At 64.1% G+C, this 17,177-nt stretch carries 14 protein-coding genes; 9 read left to right on the plus strand and 5 right to left on the minus strand.

Annotated features, from left to right (window positions below):
• Nucleotides 1-20: 20 nt before the first annotated feature.
• From AC1DVV_RS20440 to AC1DVV_RS20455, 4 genes are read right to left on the minus strand one after another with little or no spacing between them, the layout of a single operon-like run.
• Nucleotides 21-1,373, minus strand: a complete 1,353-nt coding sequence (locus AC1DVV_RS20440) for an ABC transporter substrate-binding protein (RefSeq protein ID WP_457281808.1) — start codon at nt 1,371-1,373, stop codon at nt 21-23.
• 40 nt (nt 1,374-1,413) lie between these two features.
• Nucleotides 1,414-2,319, minus strand: a complete 906-nt coding sequence (locus tag AC1DVV_RS20445) for an NAD(P)-dependent oxidoreductase (protein WP_457281809.1) — start codon at nt 2,317-2,319, stop codon at nt 1,414-1,416.
• 60 nt (nt 2,320-2,379) lie between these two features.
• Nucleotides 2,380-4,323 carry a bifunctional 5-dehydro-2-deoxygluconokinase/5-dehydro-2-deoxyphosphogluconate aldolase gene (locus AC1DVV_RS20450; protein WP_477701560.1) on the minus strand — a complete coding sequence of 648 codons (1,944 nt, stop codon included), beginning with the start codon at nt 4,321-4,323 and terminating at the stop codon, nt 2,380-2,382.
• Nucleotides 4,320-5,210 carry a MurR/RpiR family transcriptional regulator gene (locus AC1DVV_RS20455; protein WP_457281811.1) on the minus strand — a complete coding sequence of 297 codons (891 nt, stop codon included), beginning with the start codon at nt 5,208-5,210 and terminating at the stop codon, nt 4,320-4,322. The genes AC1DVV_RS20450 and AC1DVV_RS20455 overlap by 4 nt, the downstream gene beginning before the upstream one ends.
• A 180-nt stretch (nt 5,211-5,390) precedes the next feature.
• Between AC1DVV_RS20455 and AC1DVV_RS20460 the strand changes: the two genes are divergently transcribed.
• Genes AC1DVV_RS20460 through AC1DVV_RS20475 form a run of 4 tightly spaced genes read left to right on the plus strand, consistent with a single transcriptional unit; the run spans nt 5,391 to nt 8,528 of the window.
• Entirely contained in the window at nt 5,391-6,410 is a 1,020-nt protein-coding gene (locus tag AC1DVV_RS20460) for a branched-chain amino acid ABC transporter permease (protein WP_457281812.1), read from the plus strand.
• The gene (locus AC1DVV_RS20465; protein WP_457281813.1) at nt 6,407-7,150 is read left to right on the plus strand and encodes an ABC transporter ATP-binding protein; all 744 of its coding nucleotides are present in this window, start codon (nt 6,407-6,409) and stop codon (nt 7,148-7,150) included. The genes AC1DVV_RS20460 and AC1DVV_RS20465 overlap by 4 nt, the downstream gene beginning before the upstream one ends.
• Entirely contained in the window at nt 7,147-7,893 is a 747-nt protein-coding gene (locus AC1DVV_RS20470) for an ABC transporter ATP-binding protein (protein ID WP_477667003.1), read from the plus strand. Before AC1DVV_RS20465 ends, AC1DVV_RS20470 begins: the two co-directional genes overlap by 4 nt.
• Before the next feature lie 5 nt (nt 7,894-7,898).
• Nucleotides 7,899-8,528 (plus strand): ATP-binding cassette domain-containing protein, encoded by a 630-nt coding sequence (locus tag AC1DVV_RS20475; RefSeq protein ID WP_477667004.1) that lies wholly within the window; start codon nt 7,899-7,901, stop codon nt 8,526-8,528.
• A gap of 20 nt (nt 8,529-8,548) precedes the next feature.
• On the opposite strand, the gene AC1DVV_RS20480 is transcribed toward AC1DVV_RS20475, so the two are convergent.
• Nucleotides 8,549-10,351, minus strand: a complete 1,803-nt coding sequence (locus tag AC1DVV_RS20480; protein WP_477667005.1) for a sigma 54-interacting transcriptional regulator — start codon at nt 10,349-10,351, stop codon at nt 8,549-8,551.
• Between the two features lie 257 nt (nt 10,352-10,608).
• Between AC1DVV_RS20480 and AC1DVV_RS20485 the strand changes: the two genes are divergently transcribed.
• The 5 genes from AC1DVV_RS20485 (at nt 10,609) to AC1DVV_RS20505 (ending at nt 17,144) form a co-directional block, all read left to right on the plus strand.
• A complete protein-coding gene (locus tag AC1DVV_RS20485) occupies nt 10,609-12,063 on the plus strand; it encodes a benzaldehyde dehydrogenase (protein WP_477667006.1) in 1,455 nt (484 codons plus the stop codon).
• 88 nt (nt 12,064-12,151) lie between these two features.
• Nucleotides 12,152-12,919 (plus strand): coniferyl-alcohol dehydrogenase, encoded by a 768-nt coding sequence (locus AC1DVV_RS20490; protein WP_477667007.1) that lies wholly within the window; start codon nt 12,152-12,154, stop codon nt 12,917-12,919.
• Between the two features lie 84 nt (nt 12,920-13,003).
• Nucleotides 13,004-14,683: a DUF1302 domain-containing protein gene (locus AC1DVV_RS20495; RefSeq protein WP_457281819.1), complete on the plus strand. Its 1,680-nt coding sequence runs from the start codon at nt 13,004-13,006 to the stop codon at nt 14,681-14,683.
• 23 nt (nt 14,684-14,706) lie between these two features.
• Nucleotides 14,707-16,065 carry a DUF1329 domain-containing protein gene (locus AC1DVV_RS20500; protein WP_457281820.1) on the plus strand — a complete coding sequence of 453 codons (1,359 nt, stop codon included), beginning with the start codon at nt 14,707-14,709 and terminating at the stop codon, nt 16,063-16,065.
• Nucleotides 16,065-17,144 carry a WD40/YVTN/BNR-like repeat-containing protein gene (locus tag AC1DVV_RS20505; RefSeq protein WP_477667008.1) on the plus strand — a complete coding sequence of 360 codons (1,080 nt, stop codon included), beginning with the start codon at nt 16,065-16,067 and terminating at the stop codon, nt 17,142-17,144. The genes AC1DVV_RS20500 and AC1DVV_RS20505 overlap by 1 nt, the downstream gene beginning before the upstream one ends.
• Nucleotides 17,145-17,177: the final 33 nt, after the last annotated feature.

Here is a 17,177-nt window from a genome sequence, read left to right on the forward strand (position 1 = left end):
TCTTTGGAGCTTGAAGTAAATCAGACTTCGTAGCTAGGTGTCGCGTCGTAGCTCTCAAGCTTGCAGGCGCCGCCGGCATCCTTGTCCGCCACATCCTTGGGATCGGCCTGTGTGAGGATCTTGAAGATGTCGTCCTTCTCGGCGGGCTGGTCGTTGTAGGTCGCCATGTAAATCGTCTGCTGGCACTGGTGGGTGACGGGATCCATCCACGCGTCGTAGTGCTGCAGGCGGTCGGCCGCGCTCATCTTGCGACCTTCGAGTTTTTTGATCACGGCAATGTTGTTGGTGGTGCCGGCCTCTTCCACGCAACGCAGAAGTTCGCGCGTGGCCATATAGCCGTTGTGATACACATTGCCCGGCACGCGAATCGCCATGCCAGGGAACTGCTTCTGGTAGGCCGCCACAAACTCTTTGACGCCCGGCAGGCCCAGGCGCCAGTACCAGGTGGTGCCAAAGACGCCGAAGATGGCTTCAGGGCCCAGACCGTAGACATCTGGCCAGTCCTGCTGGTTGTTGATCCACGCCATGGACTGGTTCATCTTGAGCTGCACAACTTGCTGGCGCAGCGCCTTGATGTCGTCACCGCCCACCGCCGTGGCCACCACATTGGGCTTGAGCTGTTGCAGCTTGAGCAGGTAGGACGAGAAGTCGCGGGTGTTTTGCGGCACCAGCAGCTCCTCAACGATGCGCCCGCCGTTGGCTTCCACGATCGCGCGTGTCGCCTTGGAGGTGGTGTGGCCCCACACATAGTCGTTGGTCAGCAGCACCCAGTTCTTGCCGCTGGCCTTGATGGCGTTCTTGACGATCGCGTTGGAAAAGTTGGTGCCGTTGCCGTCCCAGACGAACTTGGTGCGGTGGCAGTCCTTGCCGGCCTCGGTCGGGCTGCTGGAGTTGGTGTTAAAAAATACCGTGCCGTATTTTTGCGCAACCTGCGAGATGGCATTGGAGACGCCTGAGTGCACTGCACCGATCAGGAAGGAGGCCTCATTGCGCGTGATCATGCGTTCGGCCACGCGCGAACCGGTGGCCGGCGTCGTTTCCGTGTCGATATGGATGGCCTCAATGCGTCGGCCCAGCACACCGCCCTTGTCGTTAAATTCCTTGATGGCCATCATGGCGCCCAGGCGCTCTTCGGCGCCCGAGGCTGCGTACAGGCCCGAAGCGTCCATGGTCAGGCCAATGGTCAGCGGTTTCTTCTGGCCGGTCTGCGCCCAGGCGTGGTTGTGCTTCCACGGCCCCATGAAGGGCGCCGCGCCGTACAGGCCCGCGCCCACCAGCGCCAGGCTTGAGTGCTTGAGCAGCGCGCGGCGCGAGGTGGCCTTGCTGTCGGATTGGGATTCAGGTGTTGCGTGGTTGTTCTTGATGTCGCTCATGGTTTTGTCTCCTGCGTGTAAATGGGTCAAACGGGTTGGCTTAACGGGGAACGATCTTGACGTCGTTGAGTTTTTCCTGTGCTTCGAAAAGGGAGGCGATCAGCTTGTCGCCGAAACCGGCGTTGCTGGCCTGGATCAGGCTTTGGTGCGTGGCCTCACCCATGAAGCTGGTGACGGGCAGCATCTCGGCCAGATGGGTGTAGTAGCGCAAATCTTTTTGCGCATTGGCGATGCCGAATTTGAAGCCGGTGACGTCGCCTTCCTTGAGCGTTTTCGTTGCCATCATCTGGAAGATGCCGCAGTTCACGCCGCCGGCCGAGATCACGTCATAGAGGCGGTTGAGGTCCAGCCCGCTTTTGGCCGCCACCGCAAAGGCCTCGGCAATCGAGGCCGCAAAGCTCATGGCCATCATGTTGTTGACCAGCTTGAGCACGTGGCCGTGGCCGGGCGGTCCGACGTGGAAGATGTTTTCGCAAAAAGCCTTGAGCACGGGCTCCAGCGTTGCGAAGTCTTCGGGCTCCGCGCCCACCATGGTGTTGAGCCGGCCTTCCTCGGCTTCCTTGGGCGTGCGAGCCAGTGGCGCATCGACCAGCTTGATGCCTTTGGCCGCAAGGTCGTTGCGGATACGGGTGCTGGAGGCAGGCTCGGCCGTGGAGGTGTCAACCACGATGAGGTCTTTGCGGCCGCTGTCCAGCAGGCCATCCTTGCCGTAAACGATGTCTTCGACCTGGGGCGAACCCGTCACGCAGATGAAAACGATGTCGCTGGCCTGTGCGCATTCGGCATTGGTCCTGGCCTCTTTCGCGCCGGCGGCAATCAGGTCGGCCAGGTTGTCCCTGTTGCGGTTGACCTTGAAGGTGAGGGCGAAGCCCTTGGCCAGCAGATTCTTGGCCATGCCGTGGCCCATCATGCCGATGCCGATGAATCCGATTTTGGGTATTGTCATGTTTGTCTCCGTTTTCTTTCCCGTTGTAGCTTGTCTGTTCTGTCTGTTGCGTTTGGCGGCTTAGTTCACGGCCTCAGTGGCGGCGGCCGAAACAGTGGCCCCTGCGCCCGCCCTCGCCTGGTCCCACAGCGAGATCAGCCGCGCATAGCGCTCGGCAATGGCCTTGACCACCGCCGCGTCGTCCATGGCGCCTGAGAACCAGCCAGTTGCGGCATCGGCAAAGATCGAGCGCCCCACGGCAAAGCCGCGGCAGATGGCGTGCGGCGCTGCGATTCGAAAGCTCTGATCCAGTTTTTCCTCGCTGGCCTCCAGGCCCAGCACCAGCACACCGCGGCAATGCGGGTCGTGCTGCGCCACCACGGCCGCGATCTTTTCCCAGGCAGCCGCACTATCGGCTGGCGGCAGCTTCCACCAGTCGGGGAAGATGCCGGCCTGGTAGATTTGTTCGAGCGCCATCGGTACGGTGTCGCCATCCGCGGGCATGTCCTTGGGTGGGATCACCTCGATGAGGAACTCGTGAAAGCTGTCCACGCTGGCTCGCTGCAGGTCGGCCAATTTGGCCAGCTGGCTGTCGCGCAAGGCCGGCTTGTCATGCGGGTGGTAATACACCAGGCATTTGGCGACGTGCTCGCCGGGCCAGGTTCGCATGACCGCGCCCAGGCCGGCGCCGGCTTCGAATTGCAGCGGTCGTGAACCCGGCAGCTCGACCGGCCTTGCGACCCACCAGCCTTTGCCGGTCACCGTTGGAAGTACCTCTTCACCAAAACGTCCGTCAACGATTACACCGACGCCACCGCGCTGGCCGGCTCCGAGCCGCGCACCTTCGGCGATCAGGGATTTGAAAAGGGGGATGCGTTCGCCAAGCGCGCCATGGCGTGCCGCCACCTCTTCCAGCTGCATGCGGTGGTCGAACGCCAGGATGACCAGTTCTTCCCAGCGGCGCGTGCGCGTGCTGACACGGTGCAGGTGTTCGAGCTTCGCGTCTTCGCGCAGGCGCCGAGTGGCCGAGCCATGCACTAAAAAAAACTGCAGCTCTTCCCAGCTCGCCATGGCTGGCGCACAGCCATGGCGCGACACCACCAGAGCGCCGCAGGCGTTGGCATAGGCGCAGCAGCGCGTGAGCGGCTCCCCCGGGATCCAGCCGCGCAGAAACCCCGACATGAACGCATCGCCGGCGCCCAATACGTTGTAGACGTCCACCGGAAAGCCGGGGCCTTGCAAACCTTTTTCCAGTGAATCGGGAATCGCGCCATCGAACACCACGCAGCCCATGGGCCCGCGTTTGACCACCAGCGTGGCCTGCGTCAACTCGCGCAAGCGGCGCAGGGCTGCGAGCGTGTCGGTGCTGCCCCCCGCGATATGAACTTCTTCTTCAGTACCGACCACCAGATCGCAGTGACCGACGACGGTTTGCAGATGCGCGCTGACTTCGCCCGAACGCACAAAGCGCTGCTCGCCCATGCCGGGGCTGGTCAGGCCCCACAGCACGGGACGGTAATCAATATCGAGCACCACGCGCGTGCCCGCGGCTTTGGCCATCATCATGGCACGCTTGCAGCTTTCATAGGTAAGCGGCTGCGACAGGTGCGTGCCCGAAATCAGGAGTGCCTTGGCCGAAGCAATGAAGGCCGCATCGAAGTCGTCCGGACTGATCGCCATGTCGGCGCAGTTGTCGCGGTAGAACACCAGCGGAAAAGTGTCGCGGTCCTGGATTCCCAGAAACACCAGTGCCGTCAGGCGCTTGGGATCGGTGGCGACATGGCTCACGTCCACGCCTTCGGCCGCCAGGGTTTCGCGCACAAAACGGCCGTTATGCTCGTCACCCACACGGGTCAGCATGGCGGGCTTCAGACCCAGGCGCGCCACGCCCACCGCGGTGTTGGCCGGCGAGCCACCCAAATATTTGGTGAAGCTCTGCATGTCTTCAAGACGGCCGCCGATTTGCTCGCCATACAGGTCCACTGCGGCGCGGCCGACACAGATCAGATCCAGCGGGCGGCTCATACGGCCCCCTTGCGAGTTGGCTTGGCTGCGGCCTTGCTGTTCCTGGTTTTGGCTTTTGCTGCGCCCTGCTCAGCCAGTTGATGACCGGTGCTGACCACCAGTGCCTGTGCCAGGCACAGCGGTGCGACCAGCGAGCGGAACGGCTTGGAGGAATCGTCGGCCAGCTCCAGGCAAACCTTGGCATGCGCCTTGAGCGGCGAGAGCGGGCCGTCGGTAATGGCAATTACCAACGCTCCCAGTTTGGCGGCCTCTGCTGCAGCCGCGATGACTTCGGGCGAATAGTTGCGAAAGCTGGCGGCGATCAACACATCGCCGGGCGCAATGGAGCGCAGGCTTTCGCGCAGCATGCCGCCCGTTCCGTCGAGCAGGTGGGTGCGCAGTTCGAGCTGGCTCAGCGCATAAGCGAGGTAGCCCGCCACCGGGAAAGCGCGGCGCTGGGCCAGCACATGGATGCGCGGCGCCGAGGCCATGAGCTTGACGGCCGCTTTCAGGTCGGCCTGGGCGATGCTTTCCTCGAGGTGGCCGAGTTCGGCCACCGATTCGCCCACCAACTGGTGCAGTACACCGGCCGGTGCTCGCTCGCCGTTGAGCTGCTTGCGGCGCATCTGGTCTATGCGTTCGCGGTAGCTGTCGGAACGCTCCAGCAGGTGGCCGCGGAACACCTGCTGCATTTCGGAAAAACCGCCGTAACCCAGCGCGTTGGCGAAGCGGATCATGGCCGAAGGCTGCACTTCGGTGGCCTCGGCCACCGTCGCCACCGTGCCCAGCGCCAGGTCGTTGGGCTGCTCGAGCGCGAAGCGCGCGATGCGCTGCAGCTGCTTGGACATGTCCGGGTAAGTCCGGCCAATCAGCGCCTTGAGTTCTTCGTAAGTCGTTGCAGAGTCCATATGTCGTTGCCGCCTCGGGAATGCGATGGACGGGCCGGGCCTGCGTCGCATCAAATTAGAATAAATATTCTTGCTTATTTAAATAATAGAACGTATATTCTGTTGTGTCCAGCCCTTTTTCAGCACTTATTTTTCAAGCTCCACTCATTCACCCAGAAAAACCGAAGAGACAAGGTCCCCATGCAACTCGCTTCCGGCCGCGCGCCGCTGATCCCTCTGCCGATGCTCGCCACATTGCTGGTGCTGCTGTCCACGCCGCTGTGGGTGGGCCGCGTCGGGCTGTACCAATACCTGGCCCTGGAAATCATGATCTGGGTGTTGTTTGCGATGGGCTACAACCTGCTCCTGGGTTTCACCGGCCTGCCCTCCTTCGGGCACGGTGCATTCTTTGGCACGGGCGCCTACGCCTTCGGCCTGCTGCAACTCAAGGTCTGGCCCAACCTGTGGTTCGACCTGGCCGGCGCGGTGCTGGTCACAGCCGCGCTCGGCGCGCTGGTGGCGCTGTTCATCTCGCACAGGCGCGGCATTTATTACGCATTGCTCACCATCGCATTCGGGCAGGTGTTCTGGTTCATCGCCAACAAATGGCATACCGTCACGGGCGGTGAAGACGGGCTGCTGAACATCAAGCGCCTGCCGGCCGATTTTGGTTTTGTGTCTTTCAATCTCTCCGGCAACAACGCCCTCTTCTTCTTTTGCCTCGTGCTGTTCGGGTTGGTGCTGCTGGCGCTGTGGCGGCTGATCCATTCGCCATTGGGTCGCATCTTCAGTGCCATCAAGCAGAACGAGACCCGCGCCGCCTTTGTGGGCTACAACGTGTGGCTTTACAAGTGGCTGGCCTTCACGATCTCCACCGCGGTGGCGGGCCTGGCCGGTGCGCTGTTCGCCATGGCGCAGCAGTCGGCCTACCCCAACGTCATGAGCCTGCACAACTCGGGATTCGTCGTGATGATGGTGCTGATAGGCGGCGGCCTCGTAAGCTTTTGGGGCCCCATCATCGGCGCCACTTTCTTTATTCTGGCGCGTGACCTGTTGGGCGCCTACACCGAGACCTGGCTGCTCTGGTATGGCCTCGTCTTCATGGCGATGGTGCTGTTCAAGCCCGAAGGCATTGCCGGCGCGTGGCAGGCCTGGAAGGCACGGCCGCGGCGCACTGTGGTGGCCAAACCCGTGACAACCCCCGCCGGAGGTGCACTGTGAAGCTCTTCGAGGCCAGCGGCCTGTCCAAACGCTTTGGTGCCCAGGTGGTGCTGCAAGATATCACCCTCAGCTTCAGGGAAGGTGAGCTCAATGGCATCATGGGCCCCAACGGCGCGGGCAAAACCACCTGCTTCAATGTGCTGACCGGCCGCTACAAGCCCGACCGCGGCCGTGTGACCTTTGCCGGCGAGGACATCACCGGCCTCTCGCCGCGGGAGATTGCCCGCAAGGGCGTGTCGCGCTCCTTTCAGATCATGAACCTCTTCGACAGCTACACCGCGCTTGACAACGTGCTGGTGGCCACGCCGCACGTGCGCAGACAGGGCTTCAACCCCTGGCGCGATCTGGGCGCCGACAGCACGGCGCAACAACTGGCCGCGGCCATCCTCGAGCGCGTCGGCCTCAAGGGCAAGGAGCACGTGCTGGCCAGCAGCCTGTCTTACGGCGAGCGCCGCGCGCTGGAGATCGGTGTGGCACTCGCAGCCGAGCCACGCATGCTCTTCCTCGACGAACCCACCGCCGGCCTGGGCGCCGAAGGCACGGCGCGCCTGATGGAGCTGGTGAAAGAACTCAAGCGTCAGCTCACGATTGTGATCATCGAACACGACATGAATTTCCTTTTCAAGCTCGCCGACCAGATCTCCGTCATCCACTGGGGCCAGGTCATCAGCCAGGGCACACCTGACCAGTTGCGTGAAAACGAATGGGTGCGCCGGTCCAACCTGGGGGCGCTGGCATGAGCGCGGTCCTGAAGTCCGTCATCAAAACCGTGTCGCCGCAGGCCGACATGCTGGCGGTGAACCGCATAGACACCTACTACGGCGAAACGCAGGTGCTGTTCGACGTGTCGCTGAAAGTCGGCGCCGGCGAAGTGGTGGCACTGCTGGGCCCCAACGGCGCAGGCAAGACCACGCTGCTTCGCTCCGTGCTCGGCCTCACGCCGCCACGCAAGGGCAGCATTGCCTTCGACGCGTGCGACATCACCCGTATGCCCACGCACGAGATCGCCAAGGCCGGCATGGGCTGGGTGCCGGATGACCGCCGCATCTTCCCGACGCTGACGGTAGCGCGCAATCTGGCTATCGCCCGCAAGACCACGCGCTTTCGCCCCTGGCAGGAGAAGGAGTGTTTTGAAATCTTCAGCGCGCTCGAATACCTGATGCACCGCGAGTGCGAAAACCTCTCGGGCGGCGAAATGCAGATGGTCGCAATCTCGCGTGCGCTGCTGGGCTCGCCCGGCCTGGTGCTCTTCGACGAACCCAGCCAGGGCCTGGCGCCCAAGGTGGTGCAGGACGTGATGAAAACCATCAGCCGGCTCAAGGCCGAGGGCATTGCGGTGCTGGTGGTCGAGCAAAACGTGCAGAGCGCGCTGCAGGTGGCCGACCGCGCCTATGTGATGAACCAGGGCGTGATCGTCCACGAGGGCCCTGCGGCCGAATTGCGCAACGATGCCGCCTTGTGCCGGCAACTTTTGGGAGTCTGACCCGCATGAGCCATCCACTCCATCCACTGCTACGCGTCGAGAACGTCGCCAAGCAATACCAGCGCGGCGTCTTCCGCAAGACCACGACCTTTTCATTGACCGCCGATTTCGAAGTGCACAAGCCCTGCGTGGTCGGTGTCATGGGCCCTAACGGCTCGGGCAAGACCACGCTGTTCGAGTTGATCACCGGCAGCAACCTGCCGAGCGCGGGCCGTGTGCTGGTCAACGGCCAAGACATCCACCAGGTACGCACGCGCGAGCGGGATCGCCTCGCCATTCACTACCACCAGTCCTACCAGGTGCGGTCTTTCCAGAAAACCAAACCCGACTTCATGTTGGAACACGCACAGAACGACTCGCCGCTGGTGCATCTGTTCGACGAGCCGCAGTTCAATACGCAGGACGGCTACATCGGCTTCATGCTGGACTTCTTCGCCAAACTCAGGGCCAACGGCCGCCTGGTGTTTTTATGCCTGCATCCCAACGAGCCCTACCACGTCGACATCCTGCGGCAATGCTGCGAGCGTTTCATCTTTGTACAAAAAGGTGCGGTCAGCGAAGCGCCTGACTTCGACACGCTGGCGCGCGACGAGAAGGTCAGGGCCTACCTGGGGGCGCTGGCGCCGGCAGCTTGATCCACGGCGCCGCACGCGGTTCAAATCAGGCTGTGTTTTCTGGCGCGGTAAGCCAGCTTCGCCCGCGTGGTGTTGAGCCGCCGCGCCGCCGCTGAGAGATTGCCCTGGCAGGCCGAGATGGCGCGTTCCAGCATGTCGCGCTCGGTTTGCTCCAGGGACCGCTGCGAAGCGGCGGTCCCTGCCGGCACGGGATGCGCGCCGGCCGGCGCCCCCTCGAAGTTCAAGGTGCCTGAACTGCCCTGCATCCGCAAGGTCATGACCTCGGTGCTCAAGGTCTCGCCGCCGGTGAACAGGTGGTGCACGTCGATCAAGCCGTCGGCATCGGCCATGATCACGGCGCGCTCGATCAGGTTTTGCAGTTCGCGGATGTTGCCGGGGAAGTCGTAGTTCAGCAGCGTGCGCACCGAGGCCTGCGTGAAGCCGCCGGTGTTGCAACCGTGTTTGCGCCGGTAGTGGTTCAGAAAATGGTTCATCAGCAGGGGAATGTCGTCGCGCCGCTCGCGCAGCGGCGGCAGGTGGATGGGGAACACATTGAGCCGGAAGAACAGGTCTTCGCGGAATCGGCCTTCACGCACGGCCTGGCGCAAGTCTTCATTGGTGGCGGCCACCACGCGCACGTCGACCGCGATGCCGCGCGTGCCGCCCACGCGTTCGACCTCGCCCTCCTGCAGGGCGCGTAGCAGCTTGCCCTGGGCCACAAAACTCAGCATGCCGATTTCGTCCAGGAACAGGGTGCCGCCGCTGGCCCGCTCAAAGCGGCCTGGCCGCGAATGGCTGGCCCCGGTGTAGGCGCCGCGCTCCACCCCGAACAGCTCGGACTCGATCAGGGTTTCCGGGATGGCCGCGCAGTTCACCGCGATAAACGGCAGCTCTTTGCGCGGGCTGATCCTGTGCAGCATGCTGGCAAACTTTTCTTTGCCCACGCCCGACTCGCCCGTGAACAGCACGGTGGCTGTCGTGCGCGCCACCCGGCTCAATTGATGGCAGGCCGCGTTAAAGGCCGATGAGGCCCCCACCATCGCGTCGCCGGCCGGCACGTCGCCGGTCGCCAGGTCGGCCGGGCCCGCTTCGCTGCGCGCATAGGCCGCGGTGTCGACAAACTCCCTGGCGTTCAGGTAGCGCATGTCTTCTTCGATGTTGTCCCACTTGTCGGCGGACTTGCCGACCACGCGGCATTGCGCCTGGCCCATGGACCGGCACATGGTTTCCCGGAAAACGATGAGGCGGCCGAACAGCGTGCTGACATAGCCCGTGGCGTAACCCACCTGCATCCAGCAGGCCGGGGAGCCGCCTATGCCGTAGGCGGCGATGTGTTCATCGTCTTCGCTGGAGTTGTGCCAGATGAATTCGCCTTCATAGCCGCTGGTGTCCGGGTCGTAGGTCACGCTGACCAGTTCGACCTTCACCACGCCCTCCAGCGCGTGCAGGCGCGTGCCGGCCATGGCTGCAGCCGGCGGGTCGGCGTCGGGCCAGTGCTTGCGCACCAGCTGGGCATCGCGGGCGCCGCTGACATAACCGGCGCGGGTGAACAGGCCGCGGGCTTTTTCGATGCCCAGGCTGTCAATCATTTCGCGGCGCATGGAGCCCAGCGCCTCGGTGTGCAGCAGCACCATGCGCTGGTCCTGCAGCCAGATGCGCCCGTCGCCCGGCGAGAAGAACAGGCATTCGCTGATGTCAGCGATCGTCGGGTGCGTGTCACCGCCGATGTGCGTGCTGGCAAACCCGCCCATGGCTTTGGCCACCGACGCGCTGTCGAAGCTGCCCAGCGCGACACCGGTGGCCCGGGCCACCTCGGCCAGGGAAATGCGATCGGATACGCGCATGGCTTGCTCCTCAATTTGATCAATTGGTGAAATTTGATTCAACTTTATAACCATTTGATCAGAAAAGTATGGGTGATTTCCATGTGCTGCACCGCAGCAAACATACCTAGGGTATGTCCCGGGTTTCCCAGTGAAAAAACTTTGGGTGCAGCGCAGCAAGCGGACTCTTTCGCGCGGCGCTGGTACATGCATTGCGATACAGGAGCACGACGCGCCGATGTGGCGAGCTGATCAAACAACCGTAAGGACAAAAGCAAATGGGTGTATCCGACGCGATGGCATTTCTGGATTTTTCCGCGCTGACGCAAGCGCCGCTAGGCGGCGGGAAGCGCGACGTGGTCGAGCCGGCGACCGGGAAAGTGATGTGCACGGTGGGCATCGCCAATGCGGCGGACGTGGCCGCGGCCACGCGGGCGGCGGCCAACGTGCAAAAGCCCTGGGCCGCCCTGCCCCCGCGCGAGAGGGCCGACGTCTTCCGCCGCGCCGGCGCGCTGTTCCAGCAGCACTTTGATGAACTCGCTCTGTATGCCACGCGTGAGACGGGCGGCATCCTGCCCAAGGGGCAGCATGAGATTCGCGAAGCCATCACCATCTGCCACCTGGCCGCCGCCATGCCGCTGCAGCCCCAGGGCCATGTGCTGCCCAGCGTACCGGGGCGCACCAGCATCGCCCGCCGCGTGCCGCACGGCGTGGTGGGTGTCATCTCGCCCTTCAACTTTCCGCTGATCCTGACGCTGCGCGCGGTGGCCCCGGCGCTGGCCGCGGGCAACGCCGTGGTGATCAAGCCCGACACCCGCACGCCGGTGACCGGCGGCCTGATGATCGCGCGCATTTTTGCGGAGGCCGGCCTGCCCAGGGATTTGCTGCATGTGCTGCCCGGCGACGCCGAAGCCGGCGAAGCTTTGGTCACCGACCCGCTGGTGCCCATGATCGCCTTCACCGGCTCGCCCGCGGTGGGCCGGCGCATCGGCGAGCTCGCGGGCAAGCACCTGAAGAAAGTGTCGCTGGAACTCGGCGGCGCGAACTCGCTGATCATCCTGGACGACGCCGACCTGGACATCGCCGCGAGCAACGCCGCCTGGGCCGCCTACCTGCACCAGGGCCAGATCTGTATGGCCGCCAACCGCATCCTCGTTCACCAGAGCATCGCGGCCCCGCTGCTGCAGCGCCTGGTCGCCAAGGCCACGCACCTGCCGGTCGGCGACGGCGCCACAGGCCAGGTTGCGCTCGGGCCGCTGATCGATGCGCGCCAGCGCGATCGCGTGCATGCCATCGTGCAGGACAGCATCAAGGCCGGCGCGAAGCTGGAAGCCGGCGGAAGCTACGACGGCCTGTTCTACAAGCCGACGGTGCTGTCCGGCGTCAAGCCCGGCATGCGCGTGTTCGATGAAGAGACCTTCGGCCCGGTGGCCAACATCGTCACTTTCGGCAGTGACGAGGAAGCGGTCGCGCTGGCCAACAACAACAGCGGCAGCCTGGCCTGCGCCGTCATCTCCCGCTCCGTGGGCCGCGCCATGGCCGTGGGGCAGCAGCTCAAGGCCGGCATGGTTCACATCAACGACCAGACCGTCAACGACGACTGCGTCAACCCTTTCGGCGGCCCCGGCATCGCGGGCAACGGCACCAGCGTGGGCGGCCCGTCCGACTGGGAGGAATACACGCAGTGGCAGTGGATGACCGTCAAGGACACCGCGCCCATGTTCCCGTTCTAACGGAACGCTTCGACTTTTCGGCTTTTTCGATTTTTTTGGCTCACCACATCAAGGAGACCTTCATGAATCCGCATACCCGGGAGGCTTTATGAGCCTGCAAGGCAAAACCATTGTCATCACCGGCACCTCGTCCGGCATCGGCGCCGAGGTGGCCAGGCTGGCGCGCTTCCAGGGCGCCACGGTCATCGGCATGGACCGCAACGATCCCAGCCTGACGCTGGGCGGCTTCATCAAGGCCGACCTCGGCACCGCCGCGGCCATCGATGCCGCCGTGGCCCAGTTGCCGGCGCAGGTTGACGCGCTGTGCAACATCGCCGGCGTACCCGGCACGGCTGACGGCGAGCTGGTGGCCCGCGTGAACTACCTGGGCCTGCGGCATCTGACGGAAAAGGTGCTGGCGCGCATGCCGCGCGGCGGCAGCATCGTCAACGTGGCGTCCATCCTGGGCGCCGAATGGCCGCAGCGGCTGGCCCTGCACAAGGAGCTGGCGGCAGCCAAAGGATTTGAAGCCGGCGCCGCATGGCTGCGCGGCCACCCGGTGCCGCAGGCGACCTGCTACCAGTACTTCAAGGAAGCCCTGATCGTCTGGAACGCCACGCAGTCGCAGGAGTGGTTCCTGGGCAAAGGCGTGCGCATGAACTGCGTGGCGCCCGGCCCGGTGTTCACACCCATCCTGGGCGACTTCGTGGCAATGCTGGGCCAGGAGCGCGTTCAAGCCGATGCGCATCGCATGCTGCGCCCTGGCTTTGCCGACGAAATCGCACCCGTCATCGCCTGGTTATGCAGCGACGCCGCGCGCTGGGTCAGCGGCGCCAACATTCCCGTTGATGGCGGCCTGGCCTCTACCTATATCTAACTACATCTAACGCTGACACGCCACGGGTGCGAGGGCACCCATCCCCCATTCACGTAACAACGACACATAACGAGGAGACATTCGATGAACAAGGTATTCACCCCCTTCAGGCCAGCCACGCTGGCCTTGGCCTGCGGCCTGGCTTGCGCACTGCCGGTCCACGCCCTGGAATTGGACAACGGCGACCCCGACACCAAAATCCGGCTGGACTTCACACCCAAGTACAGCCTGGCCTGGCGGCTGAAGGACCCGTCCGCACTGCTCACCTCGCCGGCCGCCCGCGGCGATGGCGGTGTGACCAATGAAAACGACGGCGACCTCAACTTCAAGAAGGGCCTGATCTCCAACCGCGCCGACCTGTTGACCGAATTTGACTACAGCCGCAGCAACTGGGGCCTGCGCATCAGTCACTCCGCCTGGTACGACTCGCAGTACCTTCGCGCCAATGCCAATGACGGCACGGCCGGCGTCAGCAACTTCGCCGGCCAGGCCGCCAACCAGTTCGTCCCGGCAACCCGGGAGCAGCATGGCCGTGGAGACGAATTCCTCGACGCCTTCGTCTGGGGCAAGGGATCCATCGGCAGCATGCCAGCCTCGATCCGCGTCGGCAAGCACGCGCTGCAGTATGGCGAGAGCGTGTTCTTCGGCCAGAACGGCATTGCCAACGCGCAAGGCCCGGTGGACATCGCAAAAATCGTCTCGGTGCCGAACTGGCAATTCAAGGAAGTACTTCTGCCGGTGGAGCAGATTTCCGGCACGCTGCAGGTGGCCGATGGCGTGACGCTGGGCGGCTACTACCAGCTCAAGTGGCGGCCCAGCAAGATTCCCGGGGTCGGCAGCTATTTTTCGAACCAGGACTACATAGGCGGCGGCCGTGTCTATCTCGGCGGGCCGGTGCTGCCCACCGACACCAGCCGCGACCAGAAGCCGGGCGACAGCGGCCAGTTCGGCGCCCAGTTGCGTTGGGCGCCGGCCGGCGGCAACTATGAGTTCGGCGTGTACGCGGCACGCTACAACGACAAGACCCCGGCCGTTCCGGTGTTCGACCTGATCAACGGCAATGTGCACAACGTCTACGCCAAGGGCATCAAGACTTTTGGTGCCAGCGTCACTTCGTCGATAGGACAGCTCAACTGGGCGTTGGAGGGCTCGGTGCGCACCGACGCGCCATTGGCCAGCGATCCCGCCGTGCTGGGCGGCGCACCCTTCATGCCACCAGTCAACTGCGACGGCTCGCCCTCCAACCCGTGCTATGCAACCGGCAAGACGGCGCACCTGAATCTGTCGGGCATTTACGTACTCAACAAGTCCAGCCTGTGGGACGGCGGCGCCCTGGTGGCCGAACTGGCCTGGAACCGGCTCATGAGCGTGACAAAAAACCCCAGCGCCGTTGGCTTTGGCGGGCTGGACCCGAACGCAACGCGGAACGCCGCGGCGTTCCGCATGATCTTTGAGCCGCAGTACTTCCAGGTGCTGCCGGGCCTGGACCTGTCCATCCCGCTGGGCCTGGGCTACAACTTCGGCGGCCGTTCCGCAGCCGTTATCAACTTTGCTGGCGGGGCCAGCCAAGCGGGCGACGTGAGCATAGGCATCAAGGGCAAATACCAGAACGTCTGGAACTTCGCCCTGAACTACACCGCCTTCTTCGGCAAGGAAAACACCCTGACCGTCACGGACCCCAGAACCCCCACCCGCATGCTGTCTTATGGGCAAACACTGAAAGACCGCAACTACGTTTCCTTCACCGCTTCCCGCACTTTCTGAAAAACATTACAGAGACAACCATCATGATGCAGACCGCAAAACTTTCATTGCTCGTGGCCGCCCTGCTGGCCGGCGCCATGTCCGCCCAGGCCGCTGTCACCGCCGAAGAGGCCGCCAAACTCAAATCCTCGCTGACGCCCATGGGCGCCGAGAAAGCCGGCAACAAGGAAGGCACCATTCCGCCGTGGGAAGGGGGCCTCGCCAAGGCCACCCCGGGCTACAAGAACGGCGACGCGCGGCCCGACCTCTACCCCAACGAAAAACCCATCCTGTCGATCAACGCCAAAAACATGGCGCAGCACGCCGACAAGCTGACCGACGGCGTGCAGGCCCTGATGAAGAAGTACCCCGACTTCCGCGTCGACGTGTACCCCACGCACCGCACCGCGGCGGCGCCGCAGTCGGTGTACGACAACACCTTCAGGAACGCCACCCGGGCCAAGACCATTGAAGGTGGCTACGGCATGGAAGGCGCTTTTGGCGGCACACCATTTCCGATTCCCAAAGACGGCTATGAAGCCATGTGGAACCAGCGCACAGCCTGGCGCGGCGGCAACTTTTCCATGCCGATGCGCGTGTGGGTGGTGACGTCCGATGGCAAGCGCACCATGGCCTCCGGCGGCACGCAAACCATACGCCAGGCCTTCTACGACAAGGACGGCACCGCCGAGAAGTTCGACGGCTATTACCAGTACGGCAAGCTGGTGGTCAACGCGCCGGGCTCCAAGGCGGGCGAAGCCATTCTCGCGCTCGACGGTGTTTCGGATGCCGCGCCGCGCGGCCTGTGGCAGTACCTGGTGGGCCAGCGCCGCGTGCGCAAAGCGCCTTCCGTGGCCTACGACACACCCGACTCGGTGACCTCCGGCATCGGTCTGTTCGACGAGGCCTTCACGCTGTTTGGCCCGATCGACAAGCACGAATTCAAGCTGGTGGGCAAGAAGGAAATCTACATTCCCTATAACAACAACCGCGCCGCCTCGGCCAAGATCGAAGACCTGGTGACGCCCAACACGCTGAACCCTGCGCAGGTACGCTGGGAGCTGCACCGGGTATGGGAAGTGGAAGCCACACTGGCTGCCGGCAAGCGCCACGTGGTGCCCAAGCGCAAGTACTACATCGACGAAGACTCCTGGCAGATCGCGCTGTTCGACGGCTGGGACGCCAAAGGCCAGCTCTGGCGCACCAACTACGCACTGATGCTGACGGCACCGGACATTCCGGCCGTGACCAACGTCGTGCTGTGGGGCGGCTATGACATGCAGACCGGCGCCTATTACCTGAACATGGCTTCCAACGAGCTGCCCAAGCAGTACGAAGTGCAGCCGCCGATTCCGCGCTCCTTCTTCAGCGCTGAATCGCTCGCCAGCGAAGGCGCTCGCTGATGACCGGAAGTGCCCAGCCTCGCGCTGCGCGGCGGGCAGCCCTGATGGGGCTGCTCGGCTGGGTGGCCTCCGCTGCACTCCCCGCGTGGGCTGCCAACGGGCCCGCCGTGTTGTCACAGCCGGCGCTGGTCACGCCCAAGGCGTCAGGCGCGGCCACATTGGCCGTGACACGGGCCGGCACCCGGCTCGTGGCGGTGGGAGAGCGCGGCACGGTGTTGCTGTCGGATGACCATGGCGCCACCTGGCGACAGGCGCAGGTGCCTGTGCAAGCCACCTTGACGGCCGTGTGTTTCGCCGATGAACGCACCGGCTGGGCCGCAGGACACCTGGGCGTGATTTTGCGCAGCGTCGACGGCGGGGCCACCTGGGAAAAGCAGCTCGATGGCATCCAGGCGGCCGAGCTGGTGAAGCAGGCTGCGCAGCGCAGTGGCGACAGCCAGGCCATGGCGCAGGCAGAGCATCTGGTTGAAGAAGGTGCAGACAAACCATTTTTTGACCTGGAATTTGTGGATGCCCGGCGCGGCTTTGCCGTCGGTGCTTACAACCTGATTTTTGCTACCGAAGACGGCGGCAAGACATGGACCGCGTGGGGGCCGCGGCTGCCCAACCCGAAAGCCCTGCATCTGTACGGCGTGCGCGCCCACGGCCGCACGCTGGTGATCGCCGGTGAGCAGGGCTTGCTGCTGCGCTCAAGTGACGGCGGGGCCAGCTTTACCGCGTTGCAGTCACCGTACAAGGGCAGCTTTTTCGGCCTGCTGCGCACCCGAGGCGGCGCGCTGGTGGCCTACGGCCTGCGCGGCTCAGCCTATCGCTCGACAGACGAGGGCGTGCACTGGGACAAGCTCGACACCGGCGTGCCCATGGCGGTGGGAGCCGGCATGGCTTTGCCGGACGGCGGTTTTGTGCTGATGAGCCAGGCGGGCGACGCCCTGATGGGCACCGCAGGCGGGCCCGGCCTGCGGCGCATCCCGGCACGCGAGCCGGTTCCGGTTTCCGGCGTTGCCCTGGCGGCCGACGGCAGCCTGGTGCTGGCAAGCCTGCGTGGCATGCGGCACTTGCCCGCACTGCCGGCTAACTGAAAACAACGAAGAGACATACGCCGCCAACAGCGA

This window comes from Polaromonas sp. P3_B4, from assembly GCF_056402835.1.